This is a genomic window from Sphingopyxis sp. OAS728 (assembly GCF_014873485.1).
Taxonomy (GTDB): Bacteria; Pseudomonadota; Alphaproteobacteria; order Sphingomonadales; family Sphingomonadaceae; genus Sphingopyxis.
In genome coordinates, this window is sequence record NZ_JADBDT010000001.1 from 2,470,912 (window position 1) to 2,493,886 (window position 22,975).

Annotated in this window: 19 protein-coding genes; 11 read left to right on the forward strand and 8 right to left on the reverse strand. The window is 65.6% G+C overall.

Annotation, left to right across the window (positions count from 1 at the left end; all coding sequences use genetic code 11):
* Window positions 1-14: 14 nt before the first annotated feature.
* Window positions 15-569, forward strand: a complete 555-nt coding sequence (locus tag GGC65_RS11550) for a CHAP domain-containing protein (protein WP_413052726.1) — start codon at window positions 15-17, stop codon at window positions 567-569.
* Between the two features lie 73 nt (window positions 570-642).
* Here the strand turns inward: GGC65_RS11550 and GGC65_RS11555 are convergent, their stop codons facing one another.
* The gene (locus GGC65_RS11555) at window positions 643-924 is read right to left on the reverse strand and encodes a DUF3297 family protein (protein WP_192647291.1); all 282 of its coding nucleotides are present in this window, start codon (window positions 922-924) and stop codon (window positions 643-645) included.
* Window positions 925-1,027: 103 nt separating this feature from the next.
* Window positions 1,028-3,361, reverse strand: coding sequence for a TonB-dependent receptor (locus GGC65_RS11560; protein ID WP_192647292.1), 2,334 nt, complete (start codon window positions 3,359-3,361; stop codon window positions 1,028-1,030).
* Window positions 3,362-3,770: 409 nt separating this feature from the next.
* Between GGC65_RS11560 and GGC65_RS11565 the strand changes: the two genes are divergently transcribed.
* On the forward strand, window positions 3,771-4,727 hold the full coding sequence (locus tag GGC65_RS11565; protein ID WP_192647293.1) for a hypothetical protein: 957 nt from the start codon (window positions 3,771-3,773) through the stop codon (window positions 4,725-4,727).
* Window positions 4,728-4,738: 11 nt separating this feature from the next.
* Window positions 4,739-6,373, forward strand: a complete 1,635-nt coding sequence (locus GGC65_RS11570) for a ShlB/FhaC/HecB family hemolysin secretion/activation protein (RefSeq protein ID WP_192647294.1) — start codon at window positions 4,739-4,741, stop codon at window positions 6,371-6,373.
* On the opposite strand, the gene GGC65_RS11575 is transcribed toward GGC65_RS11570, so the two are convergent.
* The 5 genes from GGC65_RS11575 to GGC65_RS11595 all read right to left on the reverse strand — a co-directional run bounded on the left by GGC65_RS11575 (window position 6,345) and on the right by GGC65_RS11595 (window position 9,707).
* A complete protein-coding gene (locus tag GGC65_RS11575) occupies window positions 6,345-6,821 on the reverse strand; it encodes a hemerythrin domain-containing protein (protein ID WP_192647295.1) in 477 nt (158 codons plus the stop codon). The genes GGC65_RS11570 and GGC65_RS11575 overlap by 29 nt on opposite strands.
* Window positions 6,822-6,947: 126 nt before the next feature.
* Window positions 6,948-7,475: a DUF1097 domain-containing protein gene (locus tag GGC65_RS11580; protein WP_225940785.1), complete on the reverse strand. Its 528-nt coding sequence runs from the start codon at window positions 7,473-7,475 to the stop codon at window positions 6,948-6,950.
* A 37-nt stretch (window positions 7,476-7,512) separates the two neighbouring features.
* On the reverse strand, window positions 7,513-7,980 hold the full coding sequence (locus GGC65_RS11585) for a DoxX family protein (protein WP_192647296.1): 468 nt from the start codon (window positions 7,978-7,980) through the stop codon (window positions 7,513-7,515).
* 61 nt (window positions 7,981-8,041) lie between these two features.
* Window positions 8,042-8,935, reverse strand: coding sequence for an SDR family oxidoreductase (locus tag GGC65_RS11590; RefSeq protein WP_192647297.1), 894 nt, complete (start codon window positions 8,933-8,935; stop codon window positions 8,042-8,044).
* Window positions 8,936-8,966: 31 nt separating this feature from the next.
* Window positions 8,967-9,707, reverse strand: coding sequence for an SDR family oxidoreductase (locus GGC65_RS11595; protein WP_192647298.1), 741 nt, complete (start codon window positions 9,705-9,707; stop codon window positions 8,967-8,969).
* A gap of 121 nt (window positions 9,708-9,828) precedes the next feature.
* Between GGC65_RS11595 and GGC65_RS11600 the strand changes: the two genes are divergently transcribed.
* The 7 genes from GGC65_RS11600 (at window position 9,829) to GGC65_RS11630 (ending at window position 20,834) form a co-directional block, all read left to right on the forward strand.
* Window positions 9,829-10,737 (forward strand): LysR family transcriptional regulator, encoded by a 909-nt coding sequence (locus GGC65_RS11600; protein ID WP_192647299.1) that lies wholly within the window; start codon window positions 9,829-9,831, stop codon window positions 10,735-10,737.
* Between the two features lie 128 nt (window positions 10,738-10,865).
* Window positions 10,866-12,032: a PepSY-associated TM helix domain-containing protein gene (locus GGC65_RS11605; protein ID WP_192647300.1), complete on the forward strand. Its 1,167-nt coding sequence runs from the start codon at window positions 10,866-10,868 to the stop codon at window positions 12,030-12,032.
* The gene (locus tag GGC65_RS11610) at window positions 12,029-12,208 is read left to right on the forward strand and encodes a hypothetical protein (protein ID WP_192647301.1); all 180 of its coding nucleotides are present in this window, start codon (window positions 12,029-12,031) and stop codon (window positions 12,206-12,208) included. The genes GGC65_RS11605 and GGC65_RS11610 overlap by 4 nt, the downstream gene beginning before the upstream one ends.
* A gap of 44 nt (window positions 12,209-12,252) precedes the next feature.
* The gene (locus tag GGC65_RS11615; RefSeq protein WP_192647302.1) at window positions 12,253-14,418 is read left to right on the forward strand and encodes a TonB-dependent receptor; all 2,166 of its coding nucleotides are present in this window, start codon (window positions 12,253-12,255) and stop codon (window positions 14,416-14,418) included.
* Between the two features lie 132 nt (window positions 14,419-14,550).
* On the forward strand, window positions 14,551-15,432 hold the full coding sequence (locus tag GGC65_RS11620) for a Ku protein (protein WP_192647303.1): 882 nt from the start codon (window positions 14,551-14,553) through the stop codon (window positions 15,430-15,432).
* A 1-nt stretch (window position 15,433) separates the two neighbouring features.
* Complete coding sequence (ligD, locus tag GGC65_RS11625; RefSeq protein ID WP_192647304.1) at window positions 15,434-17,941, forward strand: DNA ligase D; 2,508 nt, start codon at window positions 15,434-15,436, stop codon at window positions 17,939-17,941.
* 214 nt (window positions 17,942-18,155) lie between these two features.
* Window positions 18,156-20,834 carry a TonB-dependent receptor gene (locus GGC65_RS11630; protein WP_192647305.1) on the forward strand — a complete coding sequence of 893 codons (2,679 nt, stop codon included), beginning with the start codon at window positions 18,156-18,158 and terminating at the stop codon, window positions 20,832-20,834.
* Window positions 20,835-21,122: 288 nt separating this feature from the next.
* On the opposite strand, the gene GGC65_RS11635 is transcribed toward GGC65_RS11630, so the two are convergent.
* Window positions 21,123-21,983 (reverse strand): helix-turn-helix domain-containing protein, encoded by an 861-nt coding sequence (locus GGC65_RS11635; RefSeq protein ID WP_192647306.1) that lies wholly within the window; start codon window positions 21,981-21,983, stop codon window positions 21,123-21,125.
* Window positions 21,984-22,104: 121 nt separating this feature from the next.
* On the opposite strand from GGC65_RS11635, the gene GGC65_RS11640 reads away from it, so the two are divergent.
* Window positions 22,105-22,878: an SDR family oxidoreductase gene (locus GGC65_RS11640; protein ID WP_192647307.1), complete on the forward strand. Its 774-nt coding sequence runs from the start codon at window positions 22,105-22,107 to the stop codon at window positions 22,876-22,878.
* Window positions 22,879-22,975: the final 97 nt, after the last annotated feature.

A 22,975-nucleotide genomic window follows, 5' to 3' on the forward strand; every position in this document is an offset into this window, starting at 1 on the left:
ACCTGGCAGCCGGCATGGCGTCTGTGATGATGATCACCGGCCTGCTCGCCAGCGCCCCCGCCGCTGCGCGCGACTATCTGCAGTGCGTCCCCTTTGCCCGCGCCGAATCGGGCGTCGAAATCCGTGGCAATGCGAAGACCTGGTGGGCGCAGGCCGCCGGCACCTATGCCCGCGGCGACGAGCCGCGCGCGGGCGCCGTCATGGCGTTTGCCGGCACCGGCGGCATGCCGATGGGCCACGTCGCCGTCGTCAAGAAGATCGTCAGCGACCGCGAAATCCTGATCGACCATGCGAACTGGTCGCCGATCAACGGCCGCCGTGGCCAGATCGAGCGCAACGTTCGCGTCGTCGACGTCAGCGATGCCGGCGACTGGAGCATGGTCCGCGTATGGTACGCCCCGATCGGCGACCTTGGCCTCCGCGCCAACCCGGTGCAGGGCTTCATCTATGCCGACGGCGAAGAGGGCGCACCGAACAAGGCGCCGAGCTTCAAGGCGCCGGTATGGGCCCAGAACGACTGGAAGCCGGGCAACGGCCTCGAAACCGTCGCCGCCTCGCTCGGCCAGTAAGCCAAAATACAAACGCACAAAGAAAAGCCCCGGATCGCTCCGGGGCTTTCTTTTTGCGCTGGCGCGTCAGTGATTAGGCGTCATCGCCTTCGCTGGCCGCGGTGTCTTCGCCTACGGCACTATCTTCGAACCAGGCCTCGACCTCGCCCGACAGCTTGATCGTCATCGGCTGGCCGAAGCGGTCCTTCGACTTGCCCGCAGCAACGCGGATCCAGCCTTCGGAGATCGAATATTCCTCGACGTCGGTGCGCTCCTTGCCCTTGAAGCGGATTCCGATGCCGCGCTGGAGCACCTCCATATCGAAATGGGGCGAGCGCGGATTGGTCGACATGCGGTCGGGGGGCGTATCGGTCATGACTGTAATTCCCAAAAAATGATGGCGCGGCCCTAGCGGGACCGCGCCATCATCGTCAATCGTTGAGACGCGGCACCGAGGGACCGGTGCCGCAAGCTCAAGTCTAGAACCCGGCTTTCAGTGTGACGAAGAACTGCTGCGGCGCGCCCGCCAGCAGCGTCTGGCTGTCGCCGCGGTTTGCGAAGCCGTTCGTGCCGATCGTCGACACATATTCCTTATCGAACAGGTTCGTCGCATTCGCCTGGATCGAGATGCGGTCGTTGAGCCGATAGCCGATGCTGGCGTCGACGATCACGAAGCCGCCGACCTCGGCGTCATTCTCGTACGAATAATAGCGTTTCGACGTGTAATTGGCCCCGATGCGCACGAAGAAGCTGCCATTGTCCCAGGTGATTTCGCCCTTGCCGAGATGCTTGGGCGAATTGACCACCGTCTTGCCCGCGGTCGCCGCAACCACCGCGCCCGCCGCAGTCACGACATCGTCCTGATATTCGGAGTCGTTATACGCGTATGAAGCGAAGAGCGAGAGTTCGGGGGTCACGCGGAACGTCCCCGCCGCCTCGACGCCCCACGAGCGCACGTCGCCGACGTTGCTGAGGATCGCGGGGTTGCCCTGGATGCCCGACCCATTGGCGAACGCGATGATGCGATCCTTGAAGTCGACATAATAGCCCGCGATCACGCCCTGGAAACGCGACGACTTGGTCCGGAACCCCAGCTCGTAGGTCGTCGAGGTTTCGGGTTTCAGGTCGAGCGCGTCGAAGCCCGCCTGCGTCGTCGCGAAGGGACCGCCCGTCGCCGACGATTCATAGGCGCGGATATTTTCGGTGTAGCTCGCGAACAGCTCATTATCGCTGTTCAGGCGATAGAGCAGGCCCGCCTGCGGCAGGAACCAATCCTTCGCCTCGGTCGCCCCCGACGCGAGACCGCCGCTGACGACCGGGGTCGCGCGGTTGGTGACGCGCAGCCCCTTCCAGCCCGCATTGATCTGGAAACTGCCTAGGTCGAGCGTGTCCTGCACATGATATTGCAGCGTCTGGGTGTTGAAATCGAACTCCCACTGGGTCGCGAGCGGGTCCTTCGGGAATTTCAGGCTGCCGCGGCTCGGCGCGCCGGTGGTGTCGGCAAGACCATAGAAGCGCCGCGCCTGATTGAATTCATTATCCTCGTACCACATGCCGATTTCGAACTTGTTATCACCGACCTCGAACAGGCTGGAGGTGACGATGCCATAGCGTTCGATGTCATATTCGGTGGTGCGGATCGTCATCGGCGCGCCGCCCGGCGTGGTCACATAGGGCGTGAACCACAGGCCGCGGCCCTTGTTGCCATGATAATAGCCCATCGCCTTCAGCGTCCAATATTCGCCGAGCGGTGCCTCGACCCCGACGCCGGCGAGCCAGTCCTTGCGCAGGCCCGCGGCGTCATAATAGGCGTCGTCGACCGTCCCGACGGGCGCCGGGAACGCCTGACCGACACCGGCGTAGGGCGCGGTGAAGGGCGTGCCGAGCGGCAGGCTGCCATTCGCGACCGCCGTGTCGTAAGCCGCGCGCGCGACCTGATTCTGATAGACTTTGGCGACCTGAACCGCGAGGTCCCAATTCTTTGCGAAGTTATCCCACTGATAGCCGAGGCGGCCGATCATGTCGGCGCTCAAATCCTGATAGTCATTCTCGCGACGGTTCGAATAGTTGACGAACCCGAAGAACTGGCCGTCGCCGACCGGCTGGACGACGCGGAAATTGACCTGGTCCTGACGCTGGACCCCATTGCCCTTCCATTTGTCGGCATCCTGCCAGGCATAGCTCAGCGACAGGCGCGGACCGCCGGGCGCGATCTCGCCGCTGTCGATGCGCGCGAAAAGGCGCTTGGTTTCGTCGCTGCCATAGGTGCCCGACACTTCGACGCCGAGTTCTTCGGACGGCTCGCGTGAGAAGAATTCGATCGTGCCGCCAAGATTGCTCGTCGATGCCGCCGCGAGCGAGCCCGCGCCCTGCGCGACTTCGACGCGGCCGACATTCTCGCTGATGATCGCGCGGCTGATGTGCAGGCCATTGTGGTTGCCATAATTCATGTCGCCGAGCGGAACGCCGTCGAGCGTGAAGCCGAGCTGGTTCTGACTGAACCCGCGGATCGAGATGCGCGCCGACCATTCATAGGCGCCGAACGGATCGGCCGCCTGGAAATTGACCCCCGGCAGCTTGTCGATGGCTTTCAGCGGGCTGATCCCCGACACTTCGAGCGCGATGTCGGCGGCGCCGAGTTCCTGCACCTGACGTGCCTGGCCCTGGCCGAGCACGACGATCTCGTCGACATCGCCGCCGTCGGTGGCAGCATCGACCGCGGCTTCCTCGGCATAAGCCGGCGTTGCGGCCAGCATGACAAGCGCAGCGAGCGCGGCCCCGGCCCGCAGGCGGTTCCTGAACTGAATGGTCATCGATGATCCCCTTTTCCCGGTCGCGAAATGGCGCCTGGGTCGCGGGGGCATTAGGCGGGCGATATTGCGGCGCTGCGGCGAAGGCGTGACAGGGCGATGACGGAATGAAGAAGGATCAGCGGCAACCGCGCCGCGCGATCGGCGGGAACCTATTAACATAAATCAGTTTGTGAAATCCTGTCTCCAGATGGAGCATTTTTCGAACACATCAAGTCGAGTTAAAGAAACGCCTACAGAAAAATTTTAGTTAACATATCCGCCACCTCTGAAAGGAAATCCGTAGTGATCGGCTGAGTTACTAGTTTACATATCCGGTTAATAACAATTAATTTCAACAACAAAGGGAACTTTGTCGCAAGTTCGAGACTCTCAGCGTTGGGACCATACAATGTACGGAAGGGGATATCTCATGCCTTTGTCCTGTCTTGAATTCCGCCCAGCCCATCTCATCCTGATCCCGGCCTGCCTTGCGCTCGCCGCGTGCGAATCGTCGGGCAGTTACCGCGTCGGCAGCGTCGGCAGCGGCGGTGCGACCGGCACCGTCGGTCCGACGGGTGCCACCGGCCCCGCGGGTGCGACCGGCGCCACCGGCCCGGCCGGTCCCGCTGGCCCCGCCGGCAGCGGCCTCGGCCTTGGCGACGCCGGCGCGCTCGCGGTCGGCGGCCTCGTCGGGCCCAGCGGCGTCGCGGGCACCGGCCTCCTCGCCAACACCGGCGATCCCGCCGCGACCAATCCGGTGATCGGCAATGTGCTCGTGAAGACGGGCGGGCTCGTCAATGTTATCGCCGACAAGGGCCTGCTGCTCGCCAGCGCGGTCGACGGCAAGGTTCCCGGCAACACCAATCTCGTTGGCACCGTCATCGGCGTCGTCAAAAGCACCGGCGTCGCGCTCGTCCAGACCGGCGAGGGCAAGCAATATCTGGTCGACGGCCTCGCCGCCGCCCCCGGCCAGCTGGTCACCGCGACGATCGGCAAGGCGACCGCGATCGGCAGCCCGAACGCCTCGCCGCTGATCGGCGCGAGCATCCTCTCGCCCGGCCAGCAGAACGGCAGCCTGCTGACCGTCGGCGTCGGGTCTAGCGGCCAGCTCGTCACGCTCCAGCCCGGCACCGGCGGCAACCTGCTCGGCGGCGTCACCGGCGGCCTGACCGGCGGCACGACGGGCGGCACCGTCGGATCGCCCGTCACATTGGTCAGCAACGTGGTCACCACCGCGACCGGCGCACTCGGTCAGGTCACGAACGGCCTGACCGGCGGCACGACCGACGGCGGCACGGCGGTCGATCCCGTCACCGGCCTCGTTACCGGGGTCACCGGAACCGTCGGGGGCGTCCTCGGCGGGCTGAAACCGAAAAGCGGCAACTGAAGCCGCACCCGATGCGCCCATTGCGCAACGCCTGCATCGCGGCGGTGGCGGGAGCCCTGCTCCTCCCCGCCGCGGCGCTCGCGGCCCAACCGGCGGCGACGCCGCTCGACGGCCGCCCGCCCCTCGCCCCCGATCGCAGTCGCGACCCGCTTCCCGATCCCGAGGCCAAACCCCTCTCGCTCGGCAAGGTCGAACTTGGCGCACGGCCCGACGTCACCATCCGCGAAATCCGCTTCGTCGGCGCGGGCGTCCCCGCCAATGTCGGCCGCGCGGCCCAGCGCTTCGTCGGCAAGCCCGCGTCGGCGGGCAATCTCGCGAAGCTCGCCGCCGCGATGACGCGCGCCTATAATCGCTCGAGCGTCGCGCTTTTCACGCTCGTCATTCCCGAACAGGATTTGTCGGGCGGTGTCGTCACCGTCGCGTCGGCCGAGGGCTATATCGGATCGGTGACGCTGAGCGGCGAACGCGAGAGCGGCCCCGCCCCCCTCGTCGGCAAGATGGCCCGCAACCTCGTCGGCCAGCGCCCGCTGCCGCGCGCACGCTTCGAACGCACGCTCGGCAATATCGCCGACATTCCGGGGGTCACCGTCACCCCGTCGCTCGCGCTCGGCGGCGAGCAGGGCGCGGTCGCGCTCGACCTCGCGCTCGATGCGAAGAAACCCACCGTCGGGCTCGGCTTCACCACCCGCACCAGCCAGTTCGTCAATGACGGGATCGTCGAAGCCAACGCGCGCGGCACCAGCCTGCTGCGCAGCGGCGACGAAACACGGCTAACCGGCGCCGCCGCGGTCAACCTCAAATCCTTGCTCTACATGGCCGCCAGCCACTCGACCCCGCTCGGCGCCGGCGGCACGCGCGCCGAAATCTCGGCTGCGGCGCTGCGCACGCGTCCCAAAGGGCTCGCGATCGACGGCAAGGCGTGGAGCGCGGGCTTCGGTGTCACCCACCCGCTGATCCGCGCGACGCGGCGCAACCTGCTCGCTTCGGTCCGGCTCGACTATCTCGATTCGAAAAATGCGCTCTTCGGCTCGACGATCGCCGCCGAAAAGACATGGACCGCGAGCGGCAGCCTCGCCTTCCGCCTCAGCGAGGACCGCACGGTGATCGGCGCACGCCTCGGCGGTGCCAAGGGGCTCGATTTCGCCGGCGCACGTGTCGATCCGGGCGTCGGCGAGGTCGGCTTTGCCTATGCCGACGCGAGCATCGAGGCCAACCAGGCGATCGGCAAGGCGCTGGTCGTCCGCGCCGCCGCGACGGGGCGCTGGACGCGCGACCGTCTGCCCGCGGCGCAGCGTTTCAGCGTCGGCGGCGCAACCTTCGGCCGCGCCTTCGACGACGGATTGGTCAACGGCGACCGCGGCTATGCGACGTTCGGCGAATTTGCGGTGCGCCCCTTGCGCGCCGGCAGGCTGGCGAAGAGCGAGATCTACAGCTTCGTCGATTATGCCGATGTCACCCTGCTCGCGCGCACCGCGATCCCGAAAACCAATTTCCGGCTCGGCAGCTGGGGCGGCGGGGTGCGGCTATCCTATTCCGAAAATGCGACGATCGGCCTCGAACTCGCCGACGCGTGGAACCAGTCGGTGCCGGGTTACGATCAGGACTGGCGCGTAGCGCTCAGCTGGAAATTGTCGCTTCGTCCGTGATCGCCGGGCCGAGCGCCGAAGCGGCGACATAAAGCTTGTCGGCGAGCGGATAGAGTTCGCGCTCCTCGCGTTCGACCCGCGTCGCAAGCACGCCGAAGATTTCTATCGTGTCACGGCTGAATTCGGTCCATTTCGCCGCGACACGCTCGGCGGTCCATTTATCGTCATAAGCGACATATTCGGCCGCCAGATCGCCCATCTCCAGTTCGAATTCGTGCGTGATATGCATCAGCTCCGCGTCGCCGGTCGCGCGCAGGCGCGGATAGAGGATCCAGTCCTCGCATTTTAGATGGCGCACCAATGTCTCGCGAAGCCGCGCGCGCGCCGACGCCAGTTCGCTCAGCCGCGCCGGGCCCGGCGCCTGGAGCAATTCGGTCACGATCCGCGCCAGCGCGATCAGCGCCGCATGTTCGGCGCGCAGTCGCTCAATTTCGCGGCTCAGGGGCATGACACCTCCAGCGATCGAGCGGTCCCTCGTGGCCATCATAAGCAGCTCGCCGTGAAAGGAAAGTGAAACGGCGCCACGGAACGCACGGGGATCGCGCCGATCTCCATGCGTTCCGGAAAAAGGGCGTCAGGCGTGCCGCACGATCCGGGCCTGCACAGCAGAGGCGAGCCAAGCCGCGAGCGACCCGACGGCCGACGCGCCGCCCAGTTCGGCAAAGGCCGCGAGCGTCGGCGCCGCATGGGCCGCGAACACGCTTACCACCCCGAGGAAATAGCTGGGAATATTGCTCAGCGCGGGCAGGATCCGCGCCGACACGACCAATATGGCCACCGCGAACACGACGAACGGCAGCGCAAATACGCCGAGTGCCGGCGCGAGCAGCCCGAGCAGCGCCGTCGCGCCGAACCCGATTCCGATCCCGAGGGCGAGACAAATCCAGTTGATCAGCCCGTCGCGCGCCGAATGGCCGCGCGTGAACCAGGCGATCCATCCCATGAACATCGCCCACACCGGCACTGCGGCGAGCGTGCTGACGTGCGCCGCCGCGGCTGCGACCACGCCGGCGGCCGCGCCAAAGGCAAGAAACCGGCCGAGCGCGGACAGGCTGCGCGGGTGGGTGGGAGCGGCAACAGCCGCGAGCATTTCGTTGAACATCCTTCTTCTCCTTATTTCGTGTTGGGCCACCCTGTGTTCAGAGCTCGCGGCCGACGCGGCGGTCGACCGACAGCGCACCGCCACCCTCGATCGCGATCAGCAATGCAATGAAACCGAGTATCAACGGATATTCGAAACCCCGGTCGATCCAGGGATAGGTCGGCCCGAGCGCGAGGCAGATGAAAAGCATCTGGACCGCGAACATCGGCGCGAACAGTCGTGTGGCAAGGCCCGCGGCGACCGCGAGGCCGCCGAAGGTTTCGAGCAGCGCGACGAGAACCGCGATCTGCGGAGCGAACGGCAGGTGCAGCACATTGGCGATCAAATTGGTCGAGCCCGCCAGCGGGTCCGCCATCGACCCATGCGCCGACCCGGTCAGCTTCGGTAGGCCGTGGGTCATGATGGTCAGCCCGAAGGCCAGGCGGAGCGCCGCGCGCGATAGCGGCGCGGCGGAACGATAGAAGCCTTCGAGCCGCGGGAAAATGAGACGGGTTTCGTTGGACATGACAAACTCCTGATGAAGAAGGGGGACCCGCGTTGGTCGCGGGCCCCCGCTGGGTCGGCGATCAGGCGAGCTTGGCGGGCGCCAGCAGCTCGGACATGCCGACGCGGTGCAGCATTTCGGCGCGCACGCGGTCGAGCACTGCGAAGCCGACGTTCGCGCCGTCCTCGCTCGGATCGTAATGGAAACGGAACGGGCGGGTGCCGAACTCCATGCCCACGACCTCGACGATCCGTTCGGCGACGCCCGCCGGGTCGGCATCGTCGGGGACGATCGCGGCGAACGCCTGCTGGATCCGGTCGCCGAACCCGGCATAAGGCCCCGCTTCATAGTCTGCGGCGCGCGCTTCGTCGGCGGGGCGCCCCGAATGCGCGAAATGATTGGTGCCCTTGGTAAAGGCGCCGGGGACGACGATCGACGTCTCGATGCCCCAGAGCGCAAGCTCGCGCGCATATTGCACCGCCAGCGCGTCCATCGCCGCCTTCGCCGCGAAATAGGGCGAGAGATAGGGCGGCGTGCCGCCCGCCGAGCTCGAACTCGACACCCAGAGCAGCAGCCCTTGTTTCGCCGCGCGCATGTGCGGCAGCACCGCGCGGTTCACGCGCTGCGTGCCGAGCACATTGACATCATATTGCTGCGCAAACTGGTCGGGGGTGAAGCTTTCGGCGGGGCCGAACATCATATGCCCGGCGTTGTGGACGAGCACATCGATGCGGCCCGCCTCGGCGATGATCTTTTCGACCGCCGCGTCGGCCGAGGCCTCCGACTGGACGTCGAGTTCGATCGGCCGCAAGTCGCTGCCGACGATCGCCCTGAGCTCGGCCGCATTCGCCGCATTGCGCCCCGCTACGTCGCGCATCGAGGCATAGACGGTGTGACCGGCGCGCGCGAGCGCCTCGGCGGTCAGGCGGCCGAAACCGCTGGAGGCGCCGGTGATGAGGATGATCTTCTTTTCCATGATGATTTCCTTTCGGAGAATGGGGGGATGTTCAGATGATGCCGCCGTTGGCGCGGAGGATCTGGCCGTTGATCCAGCCACCGTCGGGGCCGGCGAGGAAGGCGACGGCGTTCGCGATGTCCTCGGGCTGGCCGAGCCGTTCGAGTGGCGCCGCCTTGGTCAGCGTGTCGATCACCGCCTGCGGCTTGCCGTCGAGGAACAGCGCGGTCGCGGTCGGTCCGGGGGCGATGGCGTTCACCGTGATGTTCCGGCCGCGCAATTCCTTGGTCAGGATATGCGTCATCGCCTCGACGCCCGCCTTGGTCGCGGCATAGACGCCATAGGTCGCGGGCGAGAGGCCAACGACGCTCGACGACAGGTTGATGATCCGTCCGCCTTCGCGCAGCCGCTTCGCCGCCTCGCGCAGCGTGTTGAAGCTGCCCTTCAAATTGATCGCGACCTGGCTGTCGAACAGCGCATCGTCGCTGTCAGCGAGGCTCGCGAGCTTCATGATGCCGGCGTTGTTCACCAGCACATCGATGCCGCCGAATGCCGCCTGCGCCGCGTCGAAAATCCGCGCCACCGCGGCCGGATCGCTGACGTCGGCCTGTGCGGGGATCGCAGTGCCGCCCGCGGTTTCGATCTCGGCGACCAGCGCCTCGGCCTCGGCCGCCTTGCCGGCATAGTTGACGACGACGGTGAAGCCGTCGGCCGCCAGCCGCCGCGCGATCGCCGCGCCGATGCCGCGCGAGGCACCGGTGACGATCGCGACCTTGTTTCCATCCTTACGCATATGTTTCTCCTTTGCTGTGGCCGTTCCGGCGGGAGCGGCTGCAGCGGGAGATGCCACCTCGACGGCTTCAGATAATCAGCCTAAAAACAGCAATACTGTTCGGATAAATGGAACAATAACGATGGACCGGCTCGACGCGATGCGGCTCTTCACCCGGGTGGTCGACCGGCGTAGTTTCACGCAGGCGGCGCACGACCTCGACCTGCCCCGCTCGACCGCGACACAGGTGATCCAGCAGCTCGAGACGCGGCTCGGCGTCCGGCTGCTCCAGCGCACGACGCGCACCGTCCGCCCGACGCTCGATGGCGAGGCCTATTATCGGCGCTGTCTCGCGATCCTCGACGATGTCGCCGACGCCGAGGGCGCATTTCGCGGCGCGGTGCCGAAGGGCATGCTGCGCATCGAGGTGCAGGGCACGATCGCGCGCCACTTCCTGATCCCCGGCCTCCCCGACTTCATGCACCGCTACCCCGAAATCGAGATTGCACTCAGCGAAAGCGACCGCTGGGTCGATGTGGTGCGCGAGGGCGTCGACTGCGTGCTGCGCTACGGCGCGCTCCCCGACAGCGACCTTGTCGCGCGGCAGGTCACGACGCTTGAGCGGATCACGGTTGCCGCGCCCGCCTATCTCGCGCGCCGCGGTGCGCCCGCGACCCCGGCCGATCTGGCAGGCCACCGCACGGTCGGCATCCGCCTCGTCAGCACCGGCGCGTTGACCCCGATCGAATTTGTCGAGGGCGGCGCGCCGTTTCGCGTCGATGTACCTGCACCGCTGTCGGTCACAGGTACCGAGAGCTTCCGCGACTGCGTGCTCCTCGGACTCGGCCTTGCGCAGATGCCGCTGTTCCACATCGCGGACGATCTCGCCGAAGGCCGGCTCGTTCGCATCCTCGATGATCATCCCGTCTCGTCCGCGCCGGTGTCGATCCTCTATCCGCGCAGCCGCCAGCTTTCGACGCGCGTTCGGCTGTTCATCGACTGGGCGGTGGAACGCTTTGCGGTGGGCGCGCGGGTCCGGCCGGAGCCCTGACTGGCCCGATCTATGGCATAGCCGGCCCGAACGATGGGGTCCGGGACGCAAAGGCGGTTGTCAATCGCGGGGGCAGGCCATAGGGCATTATTGATTATTCCTCGCAATAGCAGTAGTTTTCCCGCACCATGCAACGGTCGACCATCCGCACGTGGTTCCTGATCCACAAATGGACGAGCATCGTCTGCACGGCCTTTTTGCTGATGCTGTGCGTGACCGGCCTGCCGCTGATCTTTCATCATGAAATCGACGAACTGACCGAAGAGGCGCCGAACTATGGCATGCCCGGGGTCGGATCGTCGGGCGAAGCACCGGGCCTGAAGCCGCTCGATGAAATGCTCGCGAAAGCGCTCGCCGCGCGGCCGGGCGAAGTTCCCGTCTTCATGGCGTTCGACAATGACCAGCCGTCGATGACGATCACCACCGCCCCGCGGCCGGATTCGCCTGCAGAAGATATGACGATCCAGCTCTTCGACCGCTCGACCGGCGAAGCGACCGGCGCGGTCGACGAAAGCGGGGTGATGCATTTCATCCTCCAGCTCCACACCGACATGTTCCTCGGCCTGCCCGGCATGCTCTTCCTCGGGCTGATGGGGCTGCTCTTCGTGATCGCGATCGTCTCGGGGGTCGTTCTCTACACCCCCTTCATGCGCAAGCTCGACTTCGGCACGCTGCGCACGTCGCGCAGCCGCCGCGTCAAATGGCTCGACTATCATAATCTCCTCGGCATCGTCGCGCTCGCGTGGATGACCGTCGTCGGCGCAACCGGCGTGATCAACGCGCTCGCGACCCCGATCTTCAAATACTGGCAGACAACCGAGCTGGCCGAGATGACCAAGGCCTATGCCGGCAAGGGTGCGGTGGCGCCCGCCGATTATGGCTCGATCGACCGGGCGATGGCCGCGGCGCGTCAGAAAATCCCCGGCAACAATCCACAATTCATCGCCTTCCCCGGCGGCGCGTTCAGCAGCAAGCATCATTATGCCGTCTTCTTCCAGGGCGACACGCCGCTCACCGAACGGCTGCTCACTGCGGCGCTGATCGATGCCGAGACCGGCGCGTTCACCGACGCGCGGCCGATGCCCTGGTATGCAAAGGCACTCGCACTATCGCAGCCACTCCACTTCGGCGATTATGGCGGGCTGCCGCTCAAGATCCTCTGGGCGATCCTCACCATCTTCACGCTGATCGTCCTCGGCTCGGGCCTCTATCTCTGGCTCGGCAAGCGCCGCTACGGCACCGACGCGCTCGTCCGCGAGGTCGAGAGCGGCGGCGATCTGGTCCCGGCCGAATGAAGAAGGCCCACAGCCTTCGCGCGATTTTCGCGATCCCGCTGGTGCTCGCGCTTGTCAGCATCGTCGGGCTCGTCGTCGCGCTGACCGGCGATGGCCTCCGCGACGCCGCGTCATGGGCCGCGCTCGCCATACCCGTATTTGCCGTCGGCTGGGCCATGCGCGCCCGCCGGACCTGATAAAATCCGCGCGGGGTAGGGCCGCGCACGCAAGGGGAATATACATGACCAGATCGACCTTCCGCATCGCACTCGGCGCGACCGCTGCGACCGCTGCGCTCGCCTTTGCGGCGCCCGTGATGGCGCAAGAGGCTACCGGCGCCGACGAGATTCTCGTCACCGCACAGCGCAACAACCAGACCAAGGTAACCAGCGGCGGCAATGTCGGCGTCTTCGGCACCAAGGCGGCCGAGGACATTCCGTTCAACATTCGCAGCTATAACGAAGCGCTGATCCTGAACCAGCAGCCCGATTCGCTCGGCGAAGTGCTGGAGAATGATCCCACCGTCCGCACCGCGCTCGGCTTCGGCATCGCCGGCGAAGTCTTCGTCATTCGCGGCTTCGACCTCTCGTCAGACGATGTCGGCTTCGACGGCCTCTATGGCATCACGCCGCGCCAGATCGTCGCGCCCGAACTCGTCTCGTCGGTTCAGGTCATCAACGGCGCGAGCGCCTTCCTGAACGGCGCCGCGCCGGGCGGCAGCGGCATCGGCGGCAGCGTCAACATCCTCCCCAAAAAGGCCGAGCGCGATATGATCCGCGCGACGCTCGGCTATACCTCCGCCTCGCACATCTCGGGCGCGGTCGACATCGCGCGGCGCTTCGGCACCAATCAGGAATGGGGCCTACGCATCAACGGCTCGGCGCGTCGCGGCGATATCGCGATCGATGACGAGTTCCACTCGAGCTACGTCCTCGGCGCCACGCTCGATTACAACAATGGCCCGCTGCGCGCCGCGCTCAACCTCAACTACCAGCGGCTGAACCAGACATATTGGCGCGGCCAAGTCGGCATCGGCGGGGTGATCCCGCGCGTGCCCGACGCCGACACCAACTATTCGCAGCCGTGGAGCCAGATCCTGACCAAGGATTATTTCGGCACCTTCAGCGTCGAATATGACCTTTCCGACGCCGCGATGCTCTATGCCAAGGTCGGCGCACGCGACGGCCGCGAGGACCAGACCACCGCCGGCATCACCGTCAACGATCCGGCCACCGGCGCCGCGACCGGCAGTGGCTCCTATGTGCCGCGCGAAGACAATAATGAATCGGCGACCGCAGGCATCCGCATCAAGCTCGAAGGCGGTGGGATGAGCCACGAGATCAACGCCGGCGGCGCGGTCAGCTGGCAGGTCAACCGCAACGCCTTCGACTTCGGGGCCAACTATCCGACCAACCTCTACGACCCGGTCGTCGCGCCCGCGCCGACGCCCGGCTTCGTCGGCGGCGACCTCGACAATGTGTTCCCGATCAGCCGCAACCGCGTGTCGAGCGTCTTCTTCTCGGACACGCTCGGCCTGTGGGACGACCGCATCCTGATCACCGGCGGTCTGCGGCTGCAGGAGATCAAGACGACCTCCTACTCCTACACCGATGGCGCGCGCACGGGCGGTTACAAGGAATCGGCCGCGACCCCAGTTCTCGGCCTCGTTGTCAAGCCGGTCGAAGGCCTGTCGCTATACGCCAACCGCATCGAAGGCCTCGTCGCCGGCTCGACCGCGCCGCTGACGATCGACGACGGCCAGGGCAACAATATCCCCGTCGTCAACCGCGGCCAGGTGCTGCCGCCAGTCAAGTCGACGCAATATGAAGTCGGCGGCAAGCTCAACTTCGGACGCTTCAACGCAGGTCTAGCACTGTTCCGGATCGACAAGCCCAACAGCTTCGTCGACCCGGTCACGCTGGTCTATGGCAATTACGGCACCCAGCGGAACAAGGGCGTCGAGATCACGCTCGACGGCGAGCCGGTCGATGGCCTCCGCATCATTTCGGGCCTGACCTTCAACGACGCCAAGCTGCGCCGGACCGAAGGCGGCGTGGACGAGGGCAATGACGCGGTCGGCGTGCCCGAGGTGCTCGCCAACGCGAACGTCGAATGGGATCTCCCCTTCCTGCCCGCGCTGACGCTGGTCGGCCGCGTCGTCTACACCGGCAAACAGGCGGTGGACTCGGCCAACACGCTCGAACTCGACAGCTGGACGCGCTTCGATCTCGGCGCGCGCTATGTCGCGCTGCTCGGCGATACCCCGCTGACGCTGCGCTTCAACGTCGATAATGTCGCCGACAAGCGCTACTGGGCCACGGCCTATAACGCGTTCAGCGCCTTCGGCTCGCGACTGCTTCAGGGCGGCCCGCGCACCTTCAAGGCGTCGGCCTCGATCGAATTCTGATCCGTGCCGCCCCCCTCTCCTTCGGGAGAGGGGGGCGCAACCTAAGTCTGGTCCCCGCCCGCCGCGCCACCTGCCATAAGGAACCGCTCGCCGCCTTGTTCATTGTGACTCGGTAAAGCGAAAGGGAACGCCATGGCCGCACGCGCTTATTGGAAGGGACAGATACGGCTCGCTTTGGTGTCGATCCCGGTCGAAATCTATTCGGCGACCAAATCGGGCGCCGCGGTCACCTTTCGCCAGATCCACGAACCGAGCGGCAAGCCGATCAAATATGAAAAGGTCGTGCCCGGCATCGGCGCGGTCGACCATGACGATATCGTCAAGGGCTTCGAGCTGTCGAAGGGCAATTATGTCCTGCTCGACGAGGAGGAGATCGAGGCGGTCAAGCTCGAGAGCAAGCGCACATTGGAGCTTGTCCAGTTCGTCGATACCGACGCGATCGACGTGCTCTATTATACCAAGCCCTATTATGTCGTCCCCGCCGACGAACTCGCCGAAGAGGCCTATATTGTCCTCCGCGAAGCCTTGAAGCGCACAAAGAAGGTCGGGCTCGGCCAGCTCTCGCTGCGCGGACAGGAGCAACTCGTCGCGCTGCGCCCGTGCGGGCGTGGGCTCGTCCTCGAAGTGCTGCGCTACGCCGACGAGGTGAACAAGGCGGCCAATTATTTCCGCGACGTCGGCAGCAGCAAACCCGACGCCGACCTGCTCGACCTCGCCGAAACGCTGATCGCCAAGAAGAGCGGCGAATTCGACGCGAGCGACTATCACAACCATTATATCGACGCGCTCAAACGCGTGATCGCCAAGAAAGCGAAGGCGAAGGGCAAGCGCGTCCTCGAAGACGTCGAGGAACCGGCCAGCACCGGCCGCGGCTCGAACGTCATCGACCTGATGGCCGCGCTCAAGGCCTCGGTCGACGGCAAGAAGACCGCGCCCGCCAAAGCGGCGCCGGCGAAAAAGGCCCCGGCGAGCAAGGCCCCCGCCAAAAAGCCCGCAGCGCGCAAGCGCGCCTGACATGGCGAGGCGCGCCGATCCGCTCGCGCAATATAATGCCAAGCGCGATTTTGCGCTGACCCCCGAACCCGCAGGCAAGGTCGAAAAGGGAGCCGGCAACCGCTTCATCGTCCAGAAGCACGATGCGACCCGCCTCCACTACGACTTCCGGCTCGAAGTCGATGGCGTCCTCAAAAGCTGGGCTGTCACCAAGGGCCCGAGCGCCGATCCCGCCGACAAGCGCCTCGCGGTGCGCACCGAAGACCATCCGATGAGCTACGCCGATTTCGAGGGCGGCATCCCCAAGGGCGAATATGGCGGCGGTACGGTGATGCTGTGGGACCGCGGAACCTGGGCGCCGATTGCAGGCAAGAGCGCCAAGGATATCGAGAAGGGCCATCTCCATTTCACCCTCGACGGGACGCGGATGAAGGGCGAATGGCTGCTCGTCCGCATGAAGCCGCGCCCGGGCGAGAAGCGCGAGAATTGGCTGCTGCGCAAGGTCGACGACGCCTATGCCGGCGGCACCGACGATCTCGTCGGGCGCGAGCTGACGAGCGTCCTCACCGGCCGCACGATGGCCGAAATCGCCGGCGACGAAGGCGGCGAGCAATCGCTGAAGGGCGCCAAAGGCGCGGCCTTCGCCAAGAAGATGGCCGACGCCGCCGCGCACAACAAAAAGGTCGCGAAACCCGCCGCCAAGGGCAAGCCGCCCAAATTCCGCCCGCTCCAGCTCGCGACGCTCGTCGATGCAGTGCCCGGCGGCAACGGCTGGTTTCACGAGATCAAATATGACGGCTACCGCGCCGAAATCGCCGCGGCGGGATCGGACGTCCGCGTTTATACGCGAAACGGCCTCGACTGGACCGACAAGTTCGGGCCGCTCGTCCGCCATATTGCCGCGCTCGACCTGCCCCCCTGCCTGATCGACGGCGAGATCGTCGCCTATGGCAAGGACGGCAACCCCGACTTCTCGTCGCTGCAAGCCGTCCTCAAGCGCGGCCACGGCGCACAGGACGAGAAAACCGCGCTCCATTTCTTCGCCTTCGACCTCCTCGAAGCGGGCGGCAAATCGCTCGCCAGGCTCGGCAATCTCGAACGCAAGGAACGCCTCGAAGCGCTGCTCCGCGATGCCAAGACCCCGATCGCCGTCGCCGATCATGTCATCGGCGCGGGCGAGAAGCTCTACGACGCAATATGCAGCGCCGGACAGGAAGGCATCATTTCGAAACGCGCCGACGCCGCTTATTCGGGACGCCGCTCGAAAAGCTGGGTGAAGGTCAAATGCACGCGGAGACAGGAGTTCATCCTCGTCGGCTGGAACCCTTCGTCGACCAAGGCGCGGCCCTTCGCCTCCTTGCTCCTCGCGCAGCGCGAGGGCGACACGCTCGTCTATAAGGGCAATGTCGGCACCGGCTTCGACAGCGAGACGATGGCCGACCTCGCGAAAAAATTCGCCGCCCGCGAACGCAAGACCGCCCCGCTCGAAGTCGACGCCGCATCGGCGCGCAAGGTCCATTGGCTCAAACCCGACCTCGTCGCCGAAATCGCCTTCGCCGAATTCACCGCGAGCGGATCGGTGCGCCATGCGAGCTTCCTCGGGTTGCGCCATGACAAGGAGGCCAAGGACGTGACCCCCGAGAAGAAACAGCCCGCCCCCGCGCCCGAAAGCGACGTGACGATCAGCAGCCGCGATCGCGTGATCTTTCCCGAGGCCAAGGCGACCAAGGGCGACCTCGCCGACTATTATGCGGCGATCGCCCCCGTCATGCTCCCGCACACCGCGCGGCGCCCGATCAGCCTCGTCCGCTGCCCGCAGGGACGCGGCAAGAAATGCTTTTTCCAGAAGCATGATTCGGGCTCGTTCGGCGATCACGTCCTCCACGTGCCGATCAGGGAGAAGGATGGCGGGCACGAGGATTATCTCTATGTCGAGGACGCCGACGGCCTGCTCGCCTGCGTCCAGATGGGGACGATCGAATTCCACGGCTGGGGCAGCCATGTCGGCAGCCTCGAAAAGCCCGACCGCATGGTGTTCGACCTCGACCCCGACGAGGGGCTCGATTTCGCCGACGTCAAAAAGGCCGCGCTCGATATCCGCCGCCAGCTCGCCGATATCGGGCTCGTCAGCTTCGCGATGCTTTCGGGCGGCAAGGGCGTGCATGTCGTCGTCCCGCTCGATCCGGCGCACAGCTGGGACGCGCACAAGGATTTCTCGAAACGCTTCGCCGAGGCGCTGAGCCTCGCCGAACCCGACCGCTTCATCGCGACGATGAGCAAGGCGAAGCGCAAGGGAAAGATCTTCATCGATTATCTGCGCAACCAGCGCGGCAGCACCGCGGTCATGCCCTGGTCGGTCCGCGCGCGCGAACAGGCGCCGGTCGCGGTGCCGATCGGCTGGGATGCGCTCGCCGATGTCGACAAGGCTGGGCAGTGGACGATCAAGGATAGCGACGAACTGCTCAAGCGTGCCGCGAGCCCCGATCTCAAGGGCTGGGGCTTTGCAAACCAGGCGCTCCCCGATTTCTGACGCGCCGGGCCGGGGCGCGACTCGCGCGCGGCTGATTGGTTAGCGCGCTAAGCGTCCTCTCAACAATACCAATAAAATACCAAAATTATGCTGACTTCGCGCATGCGGGTCATATCTTGCGTCAAAATCCGCTTGACGGATAGATTGGTATGTATAAATTTCCCCAAAAATTAGAGCAAAAGCTGATCCAAGATCAAAAAGAGGGAGACTCAACATGACCAATGCAAGATATCTGCTCGCTTCGGCCAGCATTGGTACGCTGCTTTTCGCCGCCAGCGCGGCCCACGCCCAGACCTCCACCACCGCGCCCGCCGCTGACACGGCCGAGAGCGAAATTGTCGTCACCGGCATTCGCGGATCGCTCCGCGAAGCGATCGACGCAAAGCGCGACCTGTCGGTGATCGCCGACGTCGTCACCGCCGAGGATGTCGGCAAATTCCCTGACAAGAATGTCGCCGAGGCGCTCCAGCGCGTCCCCGGCATCGTCGTCAACCGCGAGTTCGGCGAGGGCGAGCGCGTCTCGCTCCGCGGCACCGCGCCGAACCTCACCAAGACTTTGCTCAACGGCCATAGCGTCGCGACCGCCGACTGGTTCATCCTCGATCAGGTCGCCTCGACGCGCAGCTTCAACTATCTGACGCTGCCCGCCGAAATCATCGGCCGCCTCGAAGTCTACAAGAGCCCGCAGGCCGACGTCGAGGAAGGCGGGGTCGGCGGCACGATCAACGTCATCACGCGCAACCCCCTCGACCTCGACCCGCTCACCCTCTCGGCCTCGGCGCAGGCCGCCTATTCGGACCTGTCGGGCAAGGTCGACCCGCAGGTTTCGGGGCTGATCAGCTGGAAGAATGCCGACGAGACCTTCGGCGTCCTTGTCGGCGCCATCTATCAAAAGCGCCGCACGCGCCGCGACGGGCTCGAAATCTTCGGCTACCGCTCCTTCCCCGTCGGCGGCGGGCAGAGCGCGCTCGTCCCGACGCTGATCGGCTCGACGATGTTCGAACAGGACCGCGAGCGCTACGGCGCCAATATCGGCATCCAGTTCCGCCCGTCGGACGAGCTCGAGATCAACATCACCGGCCTCTACTCGCGTTTCAACGCCGACAACTTCAACCAGAATTATATCGCATGGGGCGAACAGGCGCTCGCCGGCGGCGGCACGATCAGCAATGCCGTGGTCCGCGACGGCGTCGCGGTCTCGGGCAACATCGCCTCGGCCACCGGCGGCACGACGGGTTTCGGCGTCGTCTATGACGCGATCGACCGCCAGGCGGTCGCCAAGACCGTCTCGGCCGACTTCGACCTGACCTACCGCCCGACCGACAGCCTCTCGGTGCATTTCAAGGCCGGCTGGACCAAGGCGAACGGCGACACGAACAACGAGAATTTCATCGAGTTCGCCGGCCCCGGCGCCTTCAGCTACGATCTCACCAGCGGCCGGCCCGAGGTCAGCTTCTCGAACCCGAACCCGCTCAACCCGGCGGGCATCCGCCCCGACTTCGCGCGCATCCAGTCGGTGACCAACGACGATGAGGAGAAATATGTCTACCTCGACGTCGAAAAGGAGGTCGAATGGGGCCCGCTCACCGCGCTCAAATTCGGGGTCAAATATACCGACCATGATCGCGTCGCCGAACGCTTCGCGACCAACGGCGGCGTCTTCACCCCCGGCCTGCGTTGCAACGGCGCGCCCTGCACCTCGGCCGACTTCGCAACCGGCAGCGGGATGCCCGGCGACTTCCTCGACAATATCGCCTCGCCCGGCACGCTCACCGACTATTGGCGCGTCGACCCGGCGAAGCTGCGTGCCATCTATGGCGCATCGACATCGCCCTCGAACGACCGCTTCCTCGTCCCCGGCAACACCTATTCGATCAACGAAAAGGCGTGGGGCGGCTACGGCCTCGCCAAATTCGGCGGCGAGGGCTGGCGCGGCAATGTCGGCGTCCGCGTGATCACCACCGACCAGACGTCGGACGGCTATATCATCGGCGGCGCGAACCCCGAGTTCACCAACCCGTTCGGCGGCTTCACCCCGTCGACCGCGAAGCGCTCGTACACCGACATCTTGCCGAGCGCGAACCTCTCGGTCGATCTCTCACCGCAGGTCGTGCTGCGCTTCGCCGCGGGCAAGACGGTGACGCGCCCCGACTTCGTCGACATCACCCCCGGCGTCGATCTCAACGGCACCTTGCTCACCGGCCGCGGCGGCGATCCGAACCTCGATCCGTACCGCGCCAACCAGTATGACCTGTCGATCGAATGGTATCCCGACCGCGAGACGATCGTCGCGCTCGCCGCCTTCTACAAGGATATCCAGTCGTACATCGTCAACACGACCTCGACCGAAGTCCTGCCGGGCGTGTTCGTGCCGGGATCGCAGCCCGCGGGCTGCGTCGCGGCGGGCGGCGGCAACCCGAACCTGTTCAACTGCCCCTATCAGATCAACCGCCGCAGCAACGGCGACGGCGGGCGCAACCAGGGCTTCGAATTCCAGGTGTCGCGCCCGATCTGGGGCGGCTTCGGCGCGGTGGTGAACTACACCTATTCGGACGCCAAGGCGAACAATGGCGACCCGATCCCGGGCAATTCGAAGCACTCGCTCAACCTGACGGGCTATTATGAGAATGACCTCGTCAGCGCGCGGCTCTCGTACAATTACCGGTCGAAATTCTTCATCGATATCGACCGCGCCGCGCCGCTCAATCAGGCCGCACTCTCGTCGCTCGACGCGTCGGTCAGCGTCAATATCACCGACAATATTGCGCTCACCGCCGACGCGATCAACCTGACCAACGAGAAGATCGAGCAATATTCGGGCACCCGCGACCGCCCGCGCGCGATCTACGACAATGGCCGTCAATTCTATGTCGGCGCGCGCCTGAAGTTCTGACGCGCCGAACCGCCCGCGCCGGGGGTCTTTTCGGTCCGGGTTGAGGCGTCGTGATTGGTGCTGGAAGCGTGTCGGCGAGGAGCGTTGTGCAGGCCGGGCTGGTTGCCCGGACAAGCAACGCGACGATGACCGGCACGCTTCCAGCGCCAACCCCGAAGGGGCGGGCCGATTTTGGCCGATTGCTGCGTCGATCGTCGGTCACGATGCAAAGGCATTGCTCCCTCCTCTCTCCTCGCACTCGGCCAAAATCGGCTCCGTCACGACGCCTCAACCCGGACCGGAAAGACCCTAACGTGCCGCAGCACGATAGCGCGACGGCGGCACCCCGAAGCGCCGCGCAAAAGCGGTCGCGAAATGGCTGGGCGACGCAAAGCCCGTCGCCAACGCCACCTCGGTCACCGGCTCCGCGCGGTACCACAGCAACCGCGCCGCCTCGTCCAGCCGTGCGCGCATCACATATTGCCAGGGCGACACGCCGAACGCGTCGCGAAAGGCGCCGGTGAAGCCCCGCTCGTCCATCCCGACCAGCGCCGCGAACGCGGCAAGGCTATGCTCCGCATCGAGCTGCCCGCGGATCGCATCGACCAACCGGTTGCGATCCGATGCCGACAAGGCCCGCCGCACGGGCCGCGGATCGCGATGCCCATATCGATGAAACAGATGGCGCTCGAGCGCGTCGCCCACCTCGTGCGACGCCATCCGCGCCAGATCGTCATCTGCTTCGCCTACGAGCTCGAACAACCGCGCCGCCGCATCGAACAAAAACGCGTCGCGATGCTGCACCCGCGCCACGAGCGGCGCATCGGCGAGCAGCGCCGTCGGCACGCTCAGCTCGACAAACTCGGCACGCTCGCCCTGCGCGAGCGCCGCATAGCGGCCCGCCGCCGGGATCATCCACACATCGCCGCGCGCCGGCAGAACCGGCCCCGACGGCCCGACCGCGAACTCGCACTCCATCCGGTCGAGCCGGCCGCCGAGATGGACGACGATGACATGATGATCTTCCTCGAACGCCCAGTCGGTCGGCGCTTCGAGATTTTCGGTGGCGGCGAGCACGCCGAGCTGGCCGATCTGCGCCTGGTGCCGCGCGACGACGTCGCGCCCCGATCGCGGTCTGATGCCATCCCAGACGGTTGCGGCTTCGGTCAATCACCCACCTTGCGAGCCCCCACGACTCGCCGAAACAATATTCGAACGCTGCGCCGGAATTTGAAAGCGGACAAGATCAAAGCGGCTTAGCCTTGCACAGATAACGACCAAGGAGACCAAAATGGCCGACCACAGCATCAAGGGTAAGACCGTCCTCATCGCCGGCGGCGGCAAGAATCTCGGCGGCCTGATCGCGCGCGACCTCGCCGAACAGGGCGCGAAGGCCATCGCAATCCACTACAACAGCGCCGCAGCAGCAGCCGAGACCGAAGCGACGCTCGCCGCGATCCGCGCCGCGGGTGCCGAGGCGGTCGCTTTCCAAGCCGACCTCACGTCGGCCGCGTCCATGGAAAAGCTGTTCGCCGACACGATCGCCGCGATCGGCCGCCCCGACATCGCGATCAACACCGTCGGCAAGGTGCTCAAAAAGCCCTTCACCGAGATCAGCGAAGCCGAATATGACGCGATGACCGCGGTCAATTCGAAGACCGCCTTCTTCTTCCTGAAAGAGGCCGGCAAACATGTGAACGACAATGGCAAGATATGCACGCTCGTCACCTCGCTACTCGGCGCCTACACGCCCTTCTATGCCGCCTATGCGGGCACCAAGGCGCCGGTCGAGCATTTCACCCGCGCCGCGTCGAAGGAGTTCGGCGAACGGGGCATTTCGGTGACTGCGATCGGTCCCGGCCCGATGGACACCCCCTTCTTCTATCCCGCCGAAGGCGAAGATGCGCAGGCCTATCACAAATCCGCCGCCGCGCTCTCGGCCTTCACGAAGACCGGCCTCACCGACATCGCCGACATCGTCCCGTGGATCCGCATGCTCGTGTCGGACGGCTGGTGGATGACCGGCCAGACGATCCTCGTCAACGGCGGCTACACGACCAAGTGACCCCTCCCCGGCGGCCGTCCCCCCGGCCGCCGGACCTATCCCATGGGCCATCTTCCCTTGCCGCCGGGGCAGCGATATTCAGACCGCGATCCGTTTT